Origin of the sequence: Serratia sp. (in: enterobacteria), assembly GCF_052400455.1 — a bacterium.
Taxonomy (GTDB): Bacteria; Pseudomonadota; Gammaproteobacteria; order Enterobacterales; family Enterobacteriaceae; genus Serratia; species Serratia ureilytica.
In genome coordinates, this window is sequence record NZ_CP185812.1 from 2,966,556 (window position 1) to 2,981,936 (window position 15,381).

Sequence of the window (15,381 nt, forward strand, 5' to 3'; positions counted from 1 at the left end):
AGACACCATGACGACAGAAACCGCCGCCACCATCTTACTGATCGACGACCACCCCATGCTGCGCAACGGCGTAAAACAGCTGATCGGCATGGACGCTCGCCTGCAGGTCATCGCCGAGGCCAGCAACGGTGAACAAGGGGTCGCGCTGGCGGAGCAGCACGATCCGGATCTGATCCTGCTCGACCTGAACATGCCCGGCATCAACGGGCTGGAAACGCTGGATCGCCTGCGCCAGACCGACCTGTCGGGGCGCATCGTGGTGTTCAGCGTATCCAACCATGAAGACGACGTCGTCAGCGCGCTCAAGCGCGGCGCCGACGGCTATCTGCTGAAAGACATGGAGCCGGAGGATCTGCTGAAGGCGCTGCATCAGGCGGCGGCCGGGCAGATGGTGCTCAGCGAAACGCTGACGCCGATCCTCGCCGCCAGCCTGCGGGAAAACCGCCCAAGCGCCGAGCGCGATATTCAGCAACTGACGCCGCGCGAACGGGATATCCTGAAGCTGATCGCCCAGGGGCTGCCGAACAAGCTGATCGCCCGCCGCCTCACCATCACGGAAAGCACCGTCAAGGTACACGTCAAACACCTGCTGAAAAAGATGAAGCTGAAATCCCGCGTCGAGGCCGCCGTGTGGGTGTTGCAGGGTAAAAACGGTTAATCGTCGCCGTACAGCGGCCCGGTTTGCGCCGGGATCGGCGGCGGCGTCAGGGTTTGGATCGGCGGCTGATCCGCTTCATCACCGGCGGTCGCCGTCAGCGGCGGCGCCACTTTCAGTTCTATCCAGTTGGACGTCACGCGCTGCTGTTTGTCGTCCTCCAGCGTGACCGACAGCCGATAGCTGTTGGCGGCGCCCGGGGCGTCATCCCACGGCGGCACGATCGTCGTCCAGCCCTGCGGGTCGTTGGCATTGTGCGGCGGTGTCAGGCTCAGCGCCTGCGTATCCCCCTGCCAGCTGACGCGAGAAATCCCGTGCAACGCCTTGATTTCCAGCACCAGCGGCACGGTTTCCCCCGCCTGCAGGCTCCACGGCGGCGTGGCCAGGAACACCTGCAGCGTCTTGCGCTGGCGGAACTCCAGCACCGGCACGTTTTTACGTTCGACAGGATCGTAGCGGCTGCCGCGCAGCGACTCGGCCTGCGCCACATACTCCGGCGAAATCTGCTTGACCAGCGGCACCCCGAGCCGGTAGCTCAGCGCCAATTCCACCTGATCCTGGCTCTGCCCGCCCGCACCAATCTTATGCAACGCCTTCATCGTCACCAGCGGTACCGGGGTATAGTTGAGCCCCAGCTGCATCGCGCGCGGATCGTTCTGTTTCTTGCCGCTGCCGAACAGATCGACATTCTCGCCCAGGTACTGTTCATAGCTGAGCGAACCGCCGATTTGGCGATAGAACGGCAAATAGCCCTGCGTCGTGATGTCGTAACCGCGCGCCGGACGGCTGAAAAATACCCCATCGCCGGGCTGTTGCGACAGCGCCGACAGCGGATAGTAATAGTTGGTGGAGAAACGCAGGTAGTCCCCCCAGGCTTCCGCCCCCACGCTGCCGCGATTGCGCTGCCGGGCGAAATCGCTGTCGAGCGCCGTGTTGTAACCCAGCAGCCAGTCACCGGCGATCCAGCGTTGCCCCAGCGCGACATTGCCGAGCGCCCCGGTGCTTTGCTGCAGCCAGCCGATTTGGCTGTAGGTCAACAACCCATCGACGTCGTACAACGGGCTGAAGAGCTGGCCGTTGCTGCCGGTAAAATCGCCCTCGCCGCTCATCTTCAGCGACAGCCGGGCGGTTCCCAACGGAGACAGCAGTTCTTGCGCCTGTTGCTGCAGCGCGCCAGTCGCCTGCCCCAGCAAATAATCTTCAGCGCGGCTGCGCATCTGCTGACGTGAAACGTTGTTCAGATCTTTTTCGCCGAGCTGTTTGGCCATTTCGGCCCACTGCTTCTCGCGCGCGGCGTCGTCGGGCGCACCGCCCAGTTCGGGCAAGTTCGCCGCCGGATCTGCGCCGGCCTGTTCGGAAGAGATAACGCTGTCCGGCGCCGGTGGGGATTCGGCGCACGCGGGCGCCGCGCCGGCCAGCCACACCAGCGGCCCGGCCAGCCACGCCGTCTGGCGTCGGTGCCAGAATCGTTTTTTAGTCTTGATGAGTACTGCCTGAATGACGTCTTTCATGACACCGTTGGCTTCCCTCCTTCCTGGAGCACGCCAACCCACTGCTTTGCCGCCGCCATTCCCGCGACAGCGCTGAAAAACCTCACGCCCCCCAGCCCGGCGGGGGCGCCTATGTCCTCATAGCCTAACGGCTTGACGAGCAGAAACAATAGGATAAACCCCAATCGCTCCCCAGTGACATCGTCACTTGTACCCTTTACCGATCCATTCCGGCCGCCAGGTGAATTCACCGCATTTTAGCGCCGATTTTGCCGATAAAAAGCACAGTACCCCGTGGCTGCGCGCCACCGCGCAGGGCATTGTACACCCCTGCAATACGCAGCGTGGCGATGCGAACGCCTGCGCATTCCTCACAACCGACCGCGTTTTCCCCTGATGAAATACGCATTTTGCCGTTATTTTAGCCGTCTGTTCTACGACTGGCGGAGTCCGGATGTTGCTTTCTTTACTGTGGCACGCGCTGTTTTTCACCGCGCTGCTGTCGGCGGGCCTGATCGCCTTCGCGCTCATCACGTGGCTGGAACGCGTGGAGGGCGTCAACGGTCGCCCACAGAGGTTGCGCCTTCAGGGGCCGCTGCTGACGGCACTGGGGCTGGCGTTGGCGACGCTGCCCCTGAGCCTGGCTGCAGCGCCTCGATGGGGGTTAGTGCCGGCCGCGGCGCTCCTGATCGCCCTGGCCTGGCTGGACTGGCGCCATCGGTGGCTGCCGGATCGACTGACTCAGCCGCTGCTGTGGGGCGGGCTACTGTGCAACCTTGACGCTCGCTGGGCGCCGCTGGAAGACGCCGTGCTGGGTGCCGTCGCCGGTTACGGCGCGTTATGGCTGCTCAATGCGCTCTACCGGCTGACGCGGCGGCGCAACGGCATCGGCCAGGGCGATTTCAAACTGCTGGCGGCGCTGGGCGCCTGGCTTGGCTGGACGATGTTGCCGCTGCTGGTCTTTCTGGCGGCGGCGTTCGGATTGGGCGTCGCGTTGGCGCGTGGCCTGCACAACCGCCGAGCCTGGCGAACGCCGCAACCTTTCGGTATCGGGTTAGCGGCGGCCGGCTGGCTGTTGCTCTTGATGGACGCCGGCCAGAACGCGCCGGCGTTATTCGGTTAGTTCTTCAGTGTCTCGATCAGCCGATTGAGCAATCCGGCCACTTCCGCCGTGCTGGCTGTTGTCGGATTGGCCAGTGGCTGGATCACCGCGAGCCTGGTCGTGGATAACACCTCATCGCTGCGGATTTCCAACGCATCGGAGGGCGTGCTCAATGAAACGCCGTCCGGCCGCCAGTAACTGCCGCGCGTAGTCTGCACCTGATAACTGCCAAAGCCGAAATCTTTCTCGACGCGGTAATATATTTCGCAGCTCAACGGCCCGGTGCGCCGCAACATAAAGGCGCCTTTCGCGCTATAGCTGCCTTTATTGACGACAAAGGCGGTCGCCTGCGAAGACAGATCGAACGTGATATATAAATCGCACGCCAGCACCTTGGTGCTTACGCCCTGTTGAAGAGTAATGCGCGTTGTAGGTTGCCGATCCGGCGCGGTCAGGGTGCCTAAAAAAGTCCACGATTGCTGTTTCGAGATATTGCGCGGCAAATGGTTGCTGGTGGCGGAAGGGGCAATTCCCCGCTCGCCCAGACTGTACATCGCTTCGACCCCGCTTAAAAACGATGTCACATCGACGGTGCTTTTGCCGGCCACCGGGACGCCGCCGTTGTATACGTTACTGAAGGTTACCTCGGTATTGTTGCTGCAGGCGGCGATCGCCGCCGGGAAAGGCGTCTGAGAACCGCTGTAAAGAGTCAACTGACCGATATCCCAACGAGATTCGTTGATGAATCGGCACAACACGCCCCCGCTCTCCACATTCTGCGCGTCCTGGATATTGATATTGCCTATCGTGCCCTGGGCAAAGTTGGTGGACAACACGCTGACATTGGCGGCGCGCTGCGTATTGCGGTTCTCGCAACCCAACGAATTGATCGTGCCGTTAAAATCTTTGAAAGAGTAGATATCGCCGATGCAGTCATCCGCAGCCAACGAGCCGATAGTAGAGTAAAACCCTGAAATTCTGAACGCAGTCCCCTTGGCGCGAGCGGCGTAGAGGCCGTCTATAAAATTGGTGGTGCCGGACTTGTCCATCCACAGCACCCCATCGCCCGGGCGATTGGCGTTTGCCTCCATCTGCACGTTCACCAGCCAGTTAATGAACATGTCGCCCGAGACAAACAGCGAATAACCGCCGACCTTGGTGTAGATGTCGCGAATATCAAACTTCGTCATGTTGCGATCGCTGAACCACACGCCGTGGGTGTCATCTACGCCGGTATCATCCCGCAGCGTCAAGCCGTGCAGCGTCAGATTGGCGAAGCCTTTCACCACGATCACCGCTTTCTTCGTTTCGCCCTGTTCGTTGGTGTAACTGCTGTCCGCAGTCTTGACAATTTTGGTCGCCCGCCCCAATCCGACCACCCGCAAACCGATGCCGCCGTAGATGTCCGTTGTCGTCTGAATGAGTACGTGTCCAGCGACCGTATACACCCGCTTCCCCAGGGACAGCGTACCGCCAGCTTGCAGCGCCGCCGCCGCCGCTTTGTTGATCGCCGGCCCCCAGTTGCTTCCGTCGCTGTCCTGATAAAACTGTTCCGGCGTAACAACCTCACCGGCGGCGAGCAAGCTTGCTGCGCGCGCTCCTGAAGCGTTTTCGTTATTGTCCATAATATCTCCTGACGTGATGTGTCCGCATCATTGCGGACGACCGCGGTGAAAGGCGTAAACAACGCCGCCTTTCAGTGCCAATCTATCACCGTCATATGAGCGCGTTATGAAATTTCATTTTATTTCACCCTGACACAACATCTCGCGATTCGAGGTGGCAACAGCAAGCGATTTCACTCGCTGTTGGCCTTTGGTGCGACAGAAAGCTCGGCCAGGCGCGCGGCGTTGCCGCTACTTGCTGACCCGATCCAAATACAGCATGCTGTTGGCGATATCCACCCGGGCATCTTCAACATTGTCCCGTAATGCCACCAGCGTTTGCCCCTGCAGCGCCAGCACATAAGGCGAACTGGCCTGCAGTTCCCGTTGCAGCGCGGCGTAACGTGCGCTGCGCGCTGCGCTGTCGCCTTCCGCAGCCGCCGCACGCGTTTCCGCGCTGATGGCGGGAATGCTCCACTGGGTGCGCCAGGCCAGGGTCTTCGGCCCGCCCGGCACATTGTAGGCAAAGGCGCTGGCGTTGGTGTTCGGATCCAGATAGTCGGCGCCCCAATAGGTGAAGATCGCCTGGAAATCGCGGCCGCGCATCTTGCCCCACAGATCGCTCTCCACCACCGGATGAATGTCCAGCCGCAGCCCAGCCTGCGCAAAGCTGGCCTGCAGCGCCTGCGCGATGTCGGTATACGGCGGTTGGTTGATGACGATCAGGCTGATGCTTGTGCCCTCGGCGATGCCGGCATCGCGCAGGATCTGTTTGGCCTTGTCCACATCGAGCTTAAACGGCCGCTCGTCGAGCGCACCGTCCAAGCCCTGCGGCAAGAAGGCCTGATGCACGCGATATTGCCCTTTCAGCAACCGTTCGGCGATGCTCTGATAGTCCACCAGCCAGCGCGCCGCCTGCCACAGCGCCGGATTGCCCAGCGCCGGGTTGTCTTTGCTGCCGGTATTGAAACCGAGGTAATACACCTTGGGCGCATCGGCCTGCTCAATGCGCACGCCCGGCGCTTTGCGCAGCGAGTCGAACTGGTCAGCTCCCAGATCGTAGGCCACGTCGGCATCCCCCTTCAGCAACAGTAAACGGCGGGTGCCGGCATCGCTGACGTTCTTGAATAACACCGTTTTCAGCCGGGCCGGTGACGGCGCGTAATCGTTGCGGCCAAACAGCAGCGCCTCATGCGGCACATAGTTATTCACCCGATACGGGCCGCCGCCGGCCGAATGGTTGCGCAGCCAGGCGTTCCCGAAGTCCCCCTGCTGCGCGTGTTCGCTCAACAGCTTCTCATCCACGATCGAAGCCACGTTCGCCGTCAGCAGCCGCAGCGCCAGCTCGCTGCCGATGTTGGCCGACCAACTGAGCTGCACCTGGTTATCCCCGATCTTCTTCAGCTGCTGCTCGACGTTATCCGGCGTCCAGCCAAACTCAGCGAGAATAAAGGACGGCGCCTTGTTCAGCTTCACCGCACGCACCAGAGAGTAAATCACGTCCTCGGGACGCAGCGGATTGCCGGAAGCGAAACGTTGTTGCGGCTTCAGGGTAAAGATCAGGCTGCGCCCATCGGCGCCCGCTTGCCAACGGGCGGCGGCGTCCGGCGCCAACTTTTGCGGCGCACCGCGATCCGGCGCCACCAGGCGCTGATAGAGATTGACCAGATTGGCCGAGCTGACGGTTTCAAAGCTCTCCGCCGGATCGAGGCTGATGATGCCCTCCAGCGAACTGACCACCACCAAGGTATCCGGCGGGGTGGCGGCCTGCGCGCCGAAAGCGGTCGCCAGCGCGCCATACAATAAGGTTGGGATTAACCGTTTCATCGATACACTCTCCACAATCACGCGGTTGCGTTGTTTTTCGAGTGTAGGGGGTAAGAATTAACAGAAGAACGACGATAAATTGCTTTATTTATTACCAAGATGGATATGCCCGCCGCATTGACGGGCATTGGCTCAGGCAAGGAGACGGCCGTGCGCCATCGCCACCGAGCGATCGCACATATGGTCGATCACATCCGCATCGTGACTGACCAGCACCAGGGTCAGATCGCCAGCCTGTTTCAGCTCGTTGAGCAGGTTGAGGATCTCCGCCTGCACCGACATGTCCAATGCCGAGGTCGGCTCATCCAGCAGCAGCAGCTTCGGCCGCAACAGCAAGGCGCGCACGATCGCCACGCGCTGCCGTTGGCCGCCCGACAGCTGATGCGGATAGCGATCCAGCAGGCGCGGATCCAATCCTACCTGGCGAAAGCCCGCGCTGATTTTGCGTTCGATGTCGCTTTCTTGCAGCAGTTTGAGCGGTTCCGACAACGTGCGCAACAGCCGGTGCTTGGGGTGAAGCGAAGCATAAGGATCCTGAAACACCATCTGCACTTCACGCCGCAGTTCGCCGGTGAACGCCTGCCCCGGCTGCAGCCGCCGCCCGAGCAGTTCAAAACCGCCGCGCCAGCTGTCGTTCAGCCCGGCCAACACCCACAGCAGCGAGGACTTGCCGCAGCCGGAAGGCCCCACCAGGCCGAAGCACTCGCCCGGTTCGATACGCAGGTTAACGTCGTGCACCACGGTGCGCTGTTCATAGCCCTGACGATGGCTGACGCTGAGGTTCTCCAGTGCAATCACGCTCATTTCAATGCCTCCAGCAGCGCGCGATCCAGCACCGGCAGCGGCTTGCCGCGCGTCTCGCGGCTCGGCCGACACGCCCACAGCGTGCGAGTATAAGGGTGCGTGGCCTGCGCCAGCTCTGCTGCCGGCAGCTGATCCAACAGCTCGCCTTTGTACATCACCAGTACCCGCTCGCAGTGGTGTGCCACCTGCTGCAGATCGTGGCTGATCAGGATCAGCCCCATATTGCGTTGCGCCACCAGATTTTCTATCAGCTGCAGCACCTGATCGCGCATCTGGTGATCCAGCGCCGAGGTGGGTTCGTCGGCAATCAGCAGCTGCGGATCGTTGATCAGGGCGATGGCCAGCATCACCCGCTGCCCCATCCCGCCTGAGAGCTGATGCGGATAGCGGCGACACAGCGCCGCCGGATCGGGCAAGCCCACCGCCGCCAGCATCTCCAGCACTTTTTCACGCCGCTCGGCGCGGCTCAGCTTGGCATGCAACACCAGCGGCTCCTCCACCTGACGGCCGATCGGCTGATTGGGATTCAACGCATGCTTGGGATCTTGCATCACCATCGCCACCCGGTCGCCGCGCAGTCGGCTCCACTGGCGCTCGCTCAGGCGCGTCAAGTCTTCGTCGCCCAGCGTCAGGCGCTGCGCCCGCAGCTGCAACGGCGGCGGCAATAGCCCCATCAGCGCACGCGCGGTCAACGATTTGCCGGAGCCGGACTCACCGACCAGCGCCAGCCGCTCCCGCCCCATGCTGAACGAAATATTCTTCACCAGCGCCGCCGGCTGCGGCCCCGGCACGCCGATCGCCAAACGTTCAACGGTCAATAAGGTGTTATCAGTGCCCATGACGAGGATCCATTTTATCGCGCAGGCCATCGCCCAGCAGGTTAAAGGCCAGGCTGGCGAACAGGATCGCCCCGCCCGGTGCGGCGGCGACCCACCATTGATCGAAAATCACTTTACTGCCTTCGGCCACCATCGAGCCCCATTCGGCGGTCGGCGGCGCGACGCCCATGCCGAGGAACCCCAGACCGGCGGCGGACAGGATGATGCCGCCCAGGCTCAGCGCCGCGCGCACCACCGCGCTGGGCAGGCATAAAGGTAAAATGTGGCCGACCATCAGCCGCAGCCCGTTGATGCCCTGCATGCGCGCCGCTGCCAGATAATCGCTGCGGCGCAGCGCCAGCGTTTCGGCCCGCGCCTGGCGGGCAAAGGCCGGCCAGCTGGTCAGTGCCAGCGCCAGCGCGCCGTTCATCAGCCCCGGCCCCATCACCGCCACGAACGCCAGCGCGATCACCAGGCTCGGCAACGACAGGAAAATATCGGTCAGACGCATCAAGATGCGTTCTGCCCAGCCGCCGAGATAACCGGCGCAGATGCCCACCAGCAGACCGATAGGGATGGTCAGCACCAGAATCAGCGACACCAGAATCAGCGTCGGCCGCGCGCCGTAAATCACGCGGGAGAGCAAGTCGCGGCCGAAACCGTCGGTGCCCAACCAATGCGTGGCGGAAGGCGGCAGCAGCCGCAGCTCGATATGCTGCAAATTGGGATCGAAAGGCGCCAGCCACGGAGCCAGCAGCGCGGTGACGATCAGGATCGCCACCAGCGCCGCGCCGAGCGTCAGCGTGGTCAGCCGCTGACCGGTGCGATAGCCGACGGCCGGCTCGCTTTGCGGTTCGTGTTCAGAGAGATATTGGCTCATCGGGTTCGCGGATCCACTAGATAGGTCAAGGCATCGGCCAGAGTATTCAACAGCACGAAACAGGTGCCGATCAGCAGCGTGGCGCCGAGGATCGCCGGGGTGTCGGCGGCAAACAGCGCCGAGGTCAGATAGCGCCCGACGCCGGGCCAGGCGAACACCGTTTCGGTCAATACCGCGCCCTCCAGCAGGCTGGCATAGGAGAGAGACAGTACGGTGATCAACGTCCCCAGCACGTTGGGAAACACGTGGCGCAGCAGAATGCGCAGGCGGCCGGCGCCTTTGGAGCGCGCCAGCGTCACGTATTCCTTGTTGCACTCTTCCAGCATCGCCGCGCGCAGCAGCCGGGTGATGCCCGCCATCGACAGCAGCGCCAGCGCCACGACCGGCAGCCACAGGTGGCTGATGGCGTTGTAGAACATCTCGCGATCGCCGGACAGCCAGCTGTCAATCAACACGAAACCAGTACGCGGCTCCATGCTGTACAAGTAAATGTCATCCAGGCGCCCCGGCCCCGCCGACCAGTGCAGCGTGGCGTAGAACAGCAGCAGCCCCAGCAGGCTCAACCAGAAAATCGGCACCGAATAACCCACCAGCGACAGCAACCGCGCCGCATTATCCAGCCAGCTCCCCGGTTTGAGCACCGCCAGAAACGCCAGCGTAATGCCGCCTAACGCGCCGAGAATAATGGCGCAGGTGGCCAGTTCCACCGTTGCCGGGAAGGTACGCAACAGATCGCTCAGCACCGGCTGGGCGGTAATGCGCGAAATGCCCAGATCGCCGTGCGCCAGGTGCACCAGATAGCGCCAAAATTGCACCGGCAGCGGCTGATCCAGCCCCAGGTCATGACGCACCTGCGCATAGGTGGCTTCGCTGGCGTGATCGCCCGCCACCTGCAGCGCCGGATCGATCGGCGCCAGGTGCGACAGCATAAAGGTGAACAGCAGCAGGCCGAGCAGCGTTAACGCCAGCGACAGCGCGCCGCCGAGCAGCCGCCCGCCCCAGCGCCAATACCGCCGGGCTAGCCCGGCGGAGGCGGAGAGTTCAGCGGCCATTACTTGCTGACCTTGCTGTAGAACACCATGTCAGGGTTGATGCCCTGCACATAGCCCTTGAGGTTGTCACGCACCGCGATCAGGCTGCGCGCCTGCAGGCCGATAACAAACGGCGAGCTTTGCTGCACCTGTTTTTGCAGTTGCTGATAGTCGGCCACCCGTTTGGCGGTGTCGTTTTCCGCAGTGGCGGCCAGCGTCAACTTGCTCAGCGCCGGGATCTGCCAGTTGGCTCGCCAGGCCAGCGTCTTGCTGCCGTCCTCCGGGTTGTAGGCAAAGGCAGCCGCGTTGGTGTTGGGATCGAAGTAATCCGGCCCCCAGGAGGTCAGCGTCGCATCGTAGTTAAGCGCTTTCACCTTGGTGGAGACCTGCGAGCTGATGCCCGGCACCAGTTCGACCTTCACGCCGCCCTGAGCAAAACTGGCCTGCAGCGCCTGAGCGATATCCAGGTACGGCGGCTGGTTGTTGACGTCCAGACGGAAACTGACGTTGCTCAGCCCCGCTTTGGCCAGTATTTCTTTGGCTTTCTGCGGATTGAAGCTGTATGGCTGCTCCTTGAGCGCGCCCAGATAACCGTCCGGCAGGAATGCCTGATGGCTCTGGAACTGCCCTTTCAGCAGATCGTCGGCGATGCCTTGGTAATCGAACAGCCAGCGCGCCGCCTCCCAAAACGCCGGGTTGCCGAGCGCCGGCGACGCCTTGGCGTTGAACTGCAGGAAATAAAGCGAGGCGTAAGGAATGGCCAACGGTTTGACGCCCGGCTTGCCCTTCAGGGCCGCCATCTGGTCCGCCCCCAGGTTGCGCGCGATGTCGGCATCGCCCTGCTCAATCAGCAAACGGCGCGCGGCCGGATCGGGCACGTTTTTGATCAGGATGGTTTTCAACGTCGGCGCCCCTTCCGGCGAGCCGGGGTTCGCGTCCAACACCACCACTTCGTGCGGCACATAGGTGCGGATTTTGTAAGGGCCGCTGCCGGCGGAGTGGCTGTTCAACCATTGGTGCCCCAGATCGTCGCCCTGCTGGTGCGCCAGCGCCTCTTTGGCGTCGACGATCGAGGATACCGGCGCCGACAGCAGGCTGAGCACGAAGGCCGGGCTGACGTTTTCATCCCAGCTGATTTTTACCGTATGGTCATCCACCTTGGTCAGGTGTTGATCCACGTTCTTCGCGTTCCAGCCCAGCTGCGTCAGGATAAACGACGGTTCGAGATTGAGTTTCACCACCCGTGAAAGCGAAAAGATCACGTCCTCCGGCCGCAGCGGGTTGCCGCTGGCGAATTTGGCGTCCGGGCGCAGGCTGAAGGTCAGGCTGCGGTTATCGGCGCCGGCCTGCCAACGGCTGGCCAGGGTCGGTTTGAGATCGACGGGATTGTGCGGATCGGACTGGATCAGACGTTGATACAGGCTGTTGAACGACTGCACCGTGGTTAACTCAAATCCCTGAGCCGGGTCAAAGCTGACCACGTCATCGATAGACTGCGCGATCACCAACGTGTTGGCCGGCGTCGCCGCCTGTACGTCAACGCTGGCCGCCACGGCCAAAAACAGCAAAGAAGGAACGAGCGCTTTCATCTGAAACTCTCCAAGCGGATGGAATTTATAATAATTTCGCGAGTGTATGCGAGCGCGATCGGCAGCTGAAGGTACTTAAATCACTATAGATATTCTTTTTATGTATATAGATGGGGTTTTGATTATTAGGCGGGCAATGCAGAATGCGCGGCAGGAATTGCCTGCCGCTTATCGGTTAAATCTGGTAATCAATCACCGCGTCCAGCTGCGACGAGAAGACCTTGTCTTTTATTTCGGTCAGCGACAGCGTCGGGTTGCACAGTTGGATAAAGCGCCAGGCATAGTTGCGCTGCAGCTGGCTGCGTTTCAGGCCCAGCCATACCGTATTAGGCTCAAACAAATGCTCGGCGTTGAGACTGACCAACCCGCGATCGCGCTCTTTTTCATACGACATGTCCGCCAGCACGCCCACGCCTAACCCCAGCTCGACGTAGGTTTTAATCACGTCGGAGTCCTGCGCGCTGAGCGCGATGTCCGGGGTCAGGCCCGCCGCTTTGAACGCCGCATCCAGCTTCGCGCGCCCGGTAATGCCCTGGCGGTAAGTGATCAGCGGCAAGGTGCTGAGCATCTCCAGCGTCACCTGCGGCTGACGCGTCAACTCGTGCCCTTCCGGCACCAGGATGGTGTGATGCCAGCGGTAGTAAGGGAACGCCGCCAACGATTCGTCACTCATCAGCCGTTCGCTGGCGATGCCGATATCGGCTTCTCCGGCGGCCAACATCGAGACGATCTCCTCAGGGCTGCCCTGATTGAGCACCACCCGCACCCGCGGATAAAGCGCGCGAAACTCTTTGATCACCCCCGGCAGACTGTAACGCGCCTGAGTGTGCGTCGTTGCGATATGCAGCTGCCCCGAGTCGTTGCTGCTGAAAACGTCCGCCAGGCGACGGATGTTGTTGGCGTCGTTGAGAATGCGCTCCGCCACCACCAGCAGCTCTTTGCCGGGTTCGGTCATGCCCAGCAGCCGTTTGCCGCGGCGAATGAATATTTCAATGCCCAGCTCTTCTTCCAGCTCGCGAATATGCCGACTGACGCCGGACTGCGAGGTAAATAACGTATTGGCGACCTCAGTCAGGTTGTAGTTGCAGCGTGCCGATTCACGAATAATTTTTAATTGTTGAAAGTTCATCCCCGTCTCCCTGTTTCTTCCAGTAGCGTTAGCCATATTGATACGGAGTCCGACGAGTCTGAACAAATAAGAAATAACCTTTACTTATGCAATTTAATACTAAGTCGATCATTCTGCTTCGCAGGTGGGGTGGGAAACTGACAAAAAACAGCTAATGACTTTAAAAATAACGGGATAGATAACCACAATAAAAACATGCCTTCAATCGCTGCGCAAATTAAAGTTATTAAATATAGGCATTAGATATAAAAAAAGGGCTCAGCATGCTGAAGCCCCTCACCGTTCGCATTCCCGCAGCAGCCTCAGGCGGTGGCCTCGCTGCCGATGCCGCCGGTGCGGTTCTGCTGCAGCCACTGCTGTACACAGCGCACCAGATCGCCGATGCAATCATCCTGCATGCCGTGGTGCTTCAACTCGTTATCCAGTGCAAACAGATATTGCGCGTTGGTGCCCAGCGGGCCGCTGGCGCTGGCGATCAATGGCGCAATCACCTGGTAGCTGGTGTCTTCTTCAAACAGCGGATGCTGCGGGTTCATCACGAACACCAACGCAGTAACCTTCTCGCCGCCATCCAACTGCAGCTCGCACCAGGTGGGCACGTAGCAATCGGTCACCATTTCGCGCTTCCAAAGCAGCTCCAACTCTTCACGCAACTTGCTTTCCGGCAAACGAAACGCCAGGCCCGTGGTGTGGCCGCCGGCTTTTAACGCCAGCATGCGCCCCGGCTGATGCAGCGTGCCGCGCCCGGCGGTCAAGCGCATGCAGAACGCCCGGTGCCAGCCCTGCAGCGTGGCCGGCCGCACTTCTTCCGATTCGAAAACCGGGTTCCACATCAGCGAACCGTAACCGAATATCCATACGGGGCTGTGATCCGGCCGGCGCGATAAGGTGCAATCCAACGAGGCTGCACGCTGTTCAGGCGTCAGCAACAACGACTCCTCAATAGCGCCGAATGCAGTTTTGCAATCCGCTTTTTGCAGAAAATCTCGCGTTAACACTGATATTACCTCCCGGGAATACGATTTCTCGCCTTCCCTCGCCACTGCTGAACCTTTGATGTTTTATTTTCGGCTGCGGATTTTTATTAATTCAATCACCGCGCCTTATAAGAATGACCTTATTCTTTTCCTGACGTGCAATCAAGTTACAAAGCGGCGTTAAAGTGAAAAAGTATTTGTACTGAGCAGCAATAATATTAATTGCCGGGTTCCACACAATGTCTGCGCGATTTTACTGCGTGATAATTCGTTACTTTTTATGCCAGCGTTCGTCGTCGCCCTTGCGATAGCTTTGCTTGACCGCCGCCCAGGCCACCTTATGCGCCGTCTCTTCCCGGCTGTCGTCACCGCGCCGCTCATCGGGATCCCGGTATTGTTGCCAGGCGCTGTTGAACGCTTCTTTATAGATCGCCTGCGCATGTTCCGGCAGCACATGCTTAACGTTGTCCGGCAAGTCGTTCGTGCTGTGGTAGGGCATATGGCCTCCCCTTTCAGGATGAGTGAACCTTAAGCCTAGCCCACATGCGGTTTCGTCTCAATTAGCAAACAATTCTCATTATCAAACGACATGTTATACTCACCGCCAAACGAACTATAAGGAGAATCCCGTGACTACCGAAGCCCCTCGCTCACGCGCCCCCTACCTGATCGCCGTCAGCCGCGTACAGGACATTACGCCGCACCTGCGCCGCATTACCTTTACCGCTCCCGATCTGCGTTACTACCCGGCCAATGCCGCCGCTGCACACATCAAAGTCTTTTTTGCCGCTCGCCGGCCAGACGCAGCCGGACCTGCCGACGCTAACCGAAAACGGCCCGCGTTGGGCTGCGGACGCCGTGCGCCCGATTGTGCGCACCTATTCCATCCGCGCCGTGCGCCCGGAACTGGCGGAAGTGGACATCGAGTTCGCCATTCATGATCATCAGGGCCCGGCGGTGGACTTTGCACGCCAGGCGAAAGCCGGTGATAAAATCGGCATCAGCAACCCGGGCGGCCCCAAGCCGATGCTGCCGGCCGCCGACTTCTACTGCCTGGCGGGCGATCCTTCCTCACTGCCTGCGCTGGCAGCACTGCTGGAAAACCTGCCGCCACACAGTGCCGGACGCGCTTTCGTCCGCGTCGACAGCAACGCTGACGTCATTGACCTGAAGAAACCCGCCGACGTTGAGGTCAATTGGGTCGTCGGCGGCACGGAGAAGACCGACGAGTTGGTCGCTCGGTTCCGCGCGCAGTCCCTGCCGCAGGGCGAAAGCCACTTCTGGCTCGCCGGTGAAGATCGCCTGGTGGTAGAGCTGCGCCGCTACCTGCGTCGCGAACGTCAATGCGATCGTAATCGTCTTTATGCCGTACCTTACTGGCGTGAGGGGCTAAATGAAGAGGGTTACCACAATAAACGGCATGAAATCATGGACAACATTGACGACTGACGGTCTCATTTTCCTTGATTAACCAC

Annotated in this window: 13 protein-coding genes and 1 pseudogene; 3 read left to right on the plus strand and 11 right to left on the minus strand. The window is 60.8% G+C overall.

Annotated features, from left to right (window positions below; translation table 11 throughout):
• Window positions 1-7 precede the first annotated feature (7 nt).
• Window positions 8-658 (plus strand): two-component system response regulator NarL, encoded by a 651-nt coding sequence (gene narL / locus ACORQT_RS14375; RefSeq protein WP_033643446.1) that lies wholly within the window; start codon window positions 8-10, stop codon window positions 656-658.
• On the opposite strand, the gene ACORQT_RS14380 is transcribed toward narL, so the two are convergent.
• Window positions 655-2,166, minus strand: a complete 1,512-nt coding sequence (locus tag ACORQT_RS14380) for a YchO/YchP family invasin (protein WP_444859188.1) — start codon at window positions 2,164-2,166, stop codon at window positions 655-657. The two genes, narL and ACORQT_RS14380, sit on opposite strands and share 4 nt — an antisense overlap.
• A gap of 433 nt (window positions 2,167-2,599) precedes the next feature.
• Between ACORQT_RS14380 and ACORQT_RS14385 the strand changes: the two genes are divergently transcribed.
• On the plus strand, window positions 2,600-3,268 hold the full coding sequence (locus ACORQT_RS14385; protein ID WP_444859189.1) for a prepilin peptidase: 669 nt from the start codon (window positions 2,600-2,602) through the stop codon (window positions 3,266-3,268).
• Here the strand turns inward: ACORQT_RS14385 and ACORQT_RS14390 are convergent.
• The 10 genes from ACORQT_RS14390 to chaB all read right to left on the minus strand — a co-directional run bounded on the left by ACORQT_RS14390 (window position 3,265) and on the right by chaB (window position 14,405).
• Entirely contained in the window at window positions 3,265-4,872 is a 1,608-nt protein-coding gene (locus ACORQT_RS14390) for a hypothetical protein (protein WP_444859190.1), read from the minus strand. The two genes, ACORQT_RS14385 and ACORQT_RS14390, sit on opposite strands and share 4 nt — an antisense overlap.
• 231 nt (window positions 4,873-5,103) lie before the next feature.
• On the minus strand, window positions 5,104-6,678 hold the full coding sequence (locus tag ACORQT_RS14395) for an ABC transporter substrate-binding protein (RefSeq protein ID WP_444859191.1): 1,575 nt from the start codon (window positions 6,676-6,678) through the stop codon (window positions 5,104-5,106).
• A gap of 132 nt (window positions 6,679-6,810) precedes the next feature.
• On the minus strand, window positions 6,811-7,482 hold the full coding sequence (locus ACORQT_RS14400) for an ABC transporter ATP-binding protein (protein ID WP_042784794.1): 672 nt from the start codon (window positions 7,480-7,482) through the stop codon (window positions 6,811-6,813).
• Window positions 7,479-8,321: an ABC transporter ATP-binding protein gene (locus ACORQT_RS14405; RefSeq protein ID WP_042784795.1), complete on the minus strand. Its 843-nt coding sequence runs from the start codon at window positions 8,319-8,321 to the stop codon at window positions 7,479-7,481. The genes ACORQT_RS14400 and ACORQT_RS14405 overlap by 4 nt, the downstream gene beginning before the upstream one ends.
• On the minus strand, window positions 8,311-9,180 hold the full coding sequence (locus ACORQT_RS14410; protein WP_046687287.1) for an ABC transporter permease: 870 nt from the start codon (window positions 9,178-9,180) through the stop codon (window positions 8,311-8,313). The genes ACORQT_RS14405 and ACORQT_RS14410 overlap by 11 nt, the downstream gene beginning before the upstream one ends.
• Window positions 9,177-10,232: an ABC transporter permease gene (locus ACORQT_RS14415; protein ID WP_033643453.1), complete on the minus strand. Its 1,056-nt coding sequence runs from the start codon at window positions 10,230-10,232 to the stop codon at window positions 9,177-9,179. The genes ACORQT_RS14410 and ACORQT_RS14415 overlap by 4 nt, the downstream gene beginning before the upstream one ends.
• Window positions 10,232-11,800 carry an ABC transporter substrate-binding protein gene (locus tag ACORQT_RS14420; RefSeq protein WP_033643454.1) on the minus strand — a complete coding sequence of 523 codons (1,569 nt, stop codon included), beginning with the start codon at window positions 11,798-11,800 and terminating at the stop codon, window positions 10,232-10,234. The genes ACORQT_RS14415 and ACORQT_RS14420 overlap by 1 nt, the downstream gene beginning before the upstream one ends.
• A gap of 175 nt (window positions 11,801-11,975) precedes the next feature.
• Window positions 11,976-12,929 (minus strand): HTH-type transcriptional regulator Cbl, encoded by a 954-nt coding sequence (cbl, locus tag ACORQT_RS14425; RefSeq protein ID WP_033634950.1) that lies wholly within the window; start codon window positions 12,927-12,929, stop codon window positions 11,976-11,978.
• A 302-nt stretch (window positions 12,930-13,231) separates the two neighbouring features.
• The gene (locus ACORQT_RS14430) at window positions 13,232-13,927 is read right to left on the minus strand and encodes a gamma-glutamylcyclotransferase (protein WP_033643457.1); all 696 of its coding nucleotides are present in this window, start codon (window positions 13,925-13,927) and stop codon (window positions 13,232-13,234) included.
• 250 nt (window positions 13,928-14,177) lie between these two features.
• A complete protein-coding gene (gene chaB / locus ACORQT_RS14435; RefSeq protein ID WP_033643458.1) occupies window positions 14,178-14,405 on the minus strand; it encodes a putative cation transport regulator ChaB in 228 nt (75 codons plus the stop codon).
• A 130-nt stretch (window positions 14,406-14,535) separates the two neighbouring features.
• Between chaB and ACORQT_RS14440 the strand changes: the two are divergent.
• Window positions 14,536-15,355, plus strand: a pseudogene (locus ACORQT_RS14440) (siderophore-interacting protein).
• Window positions 15,356-15,381: the final 26 nt, after the last annotated feature.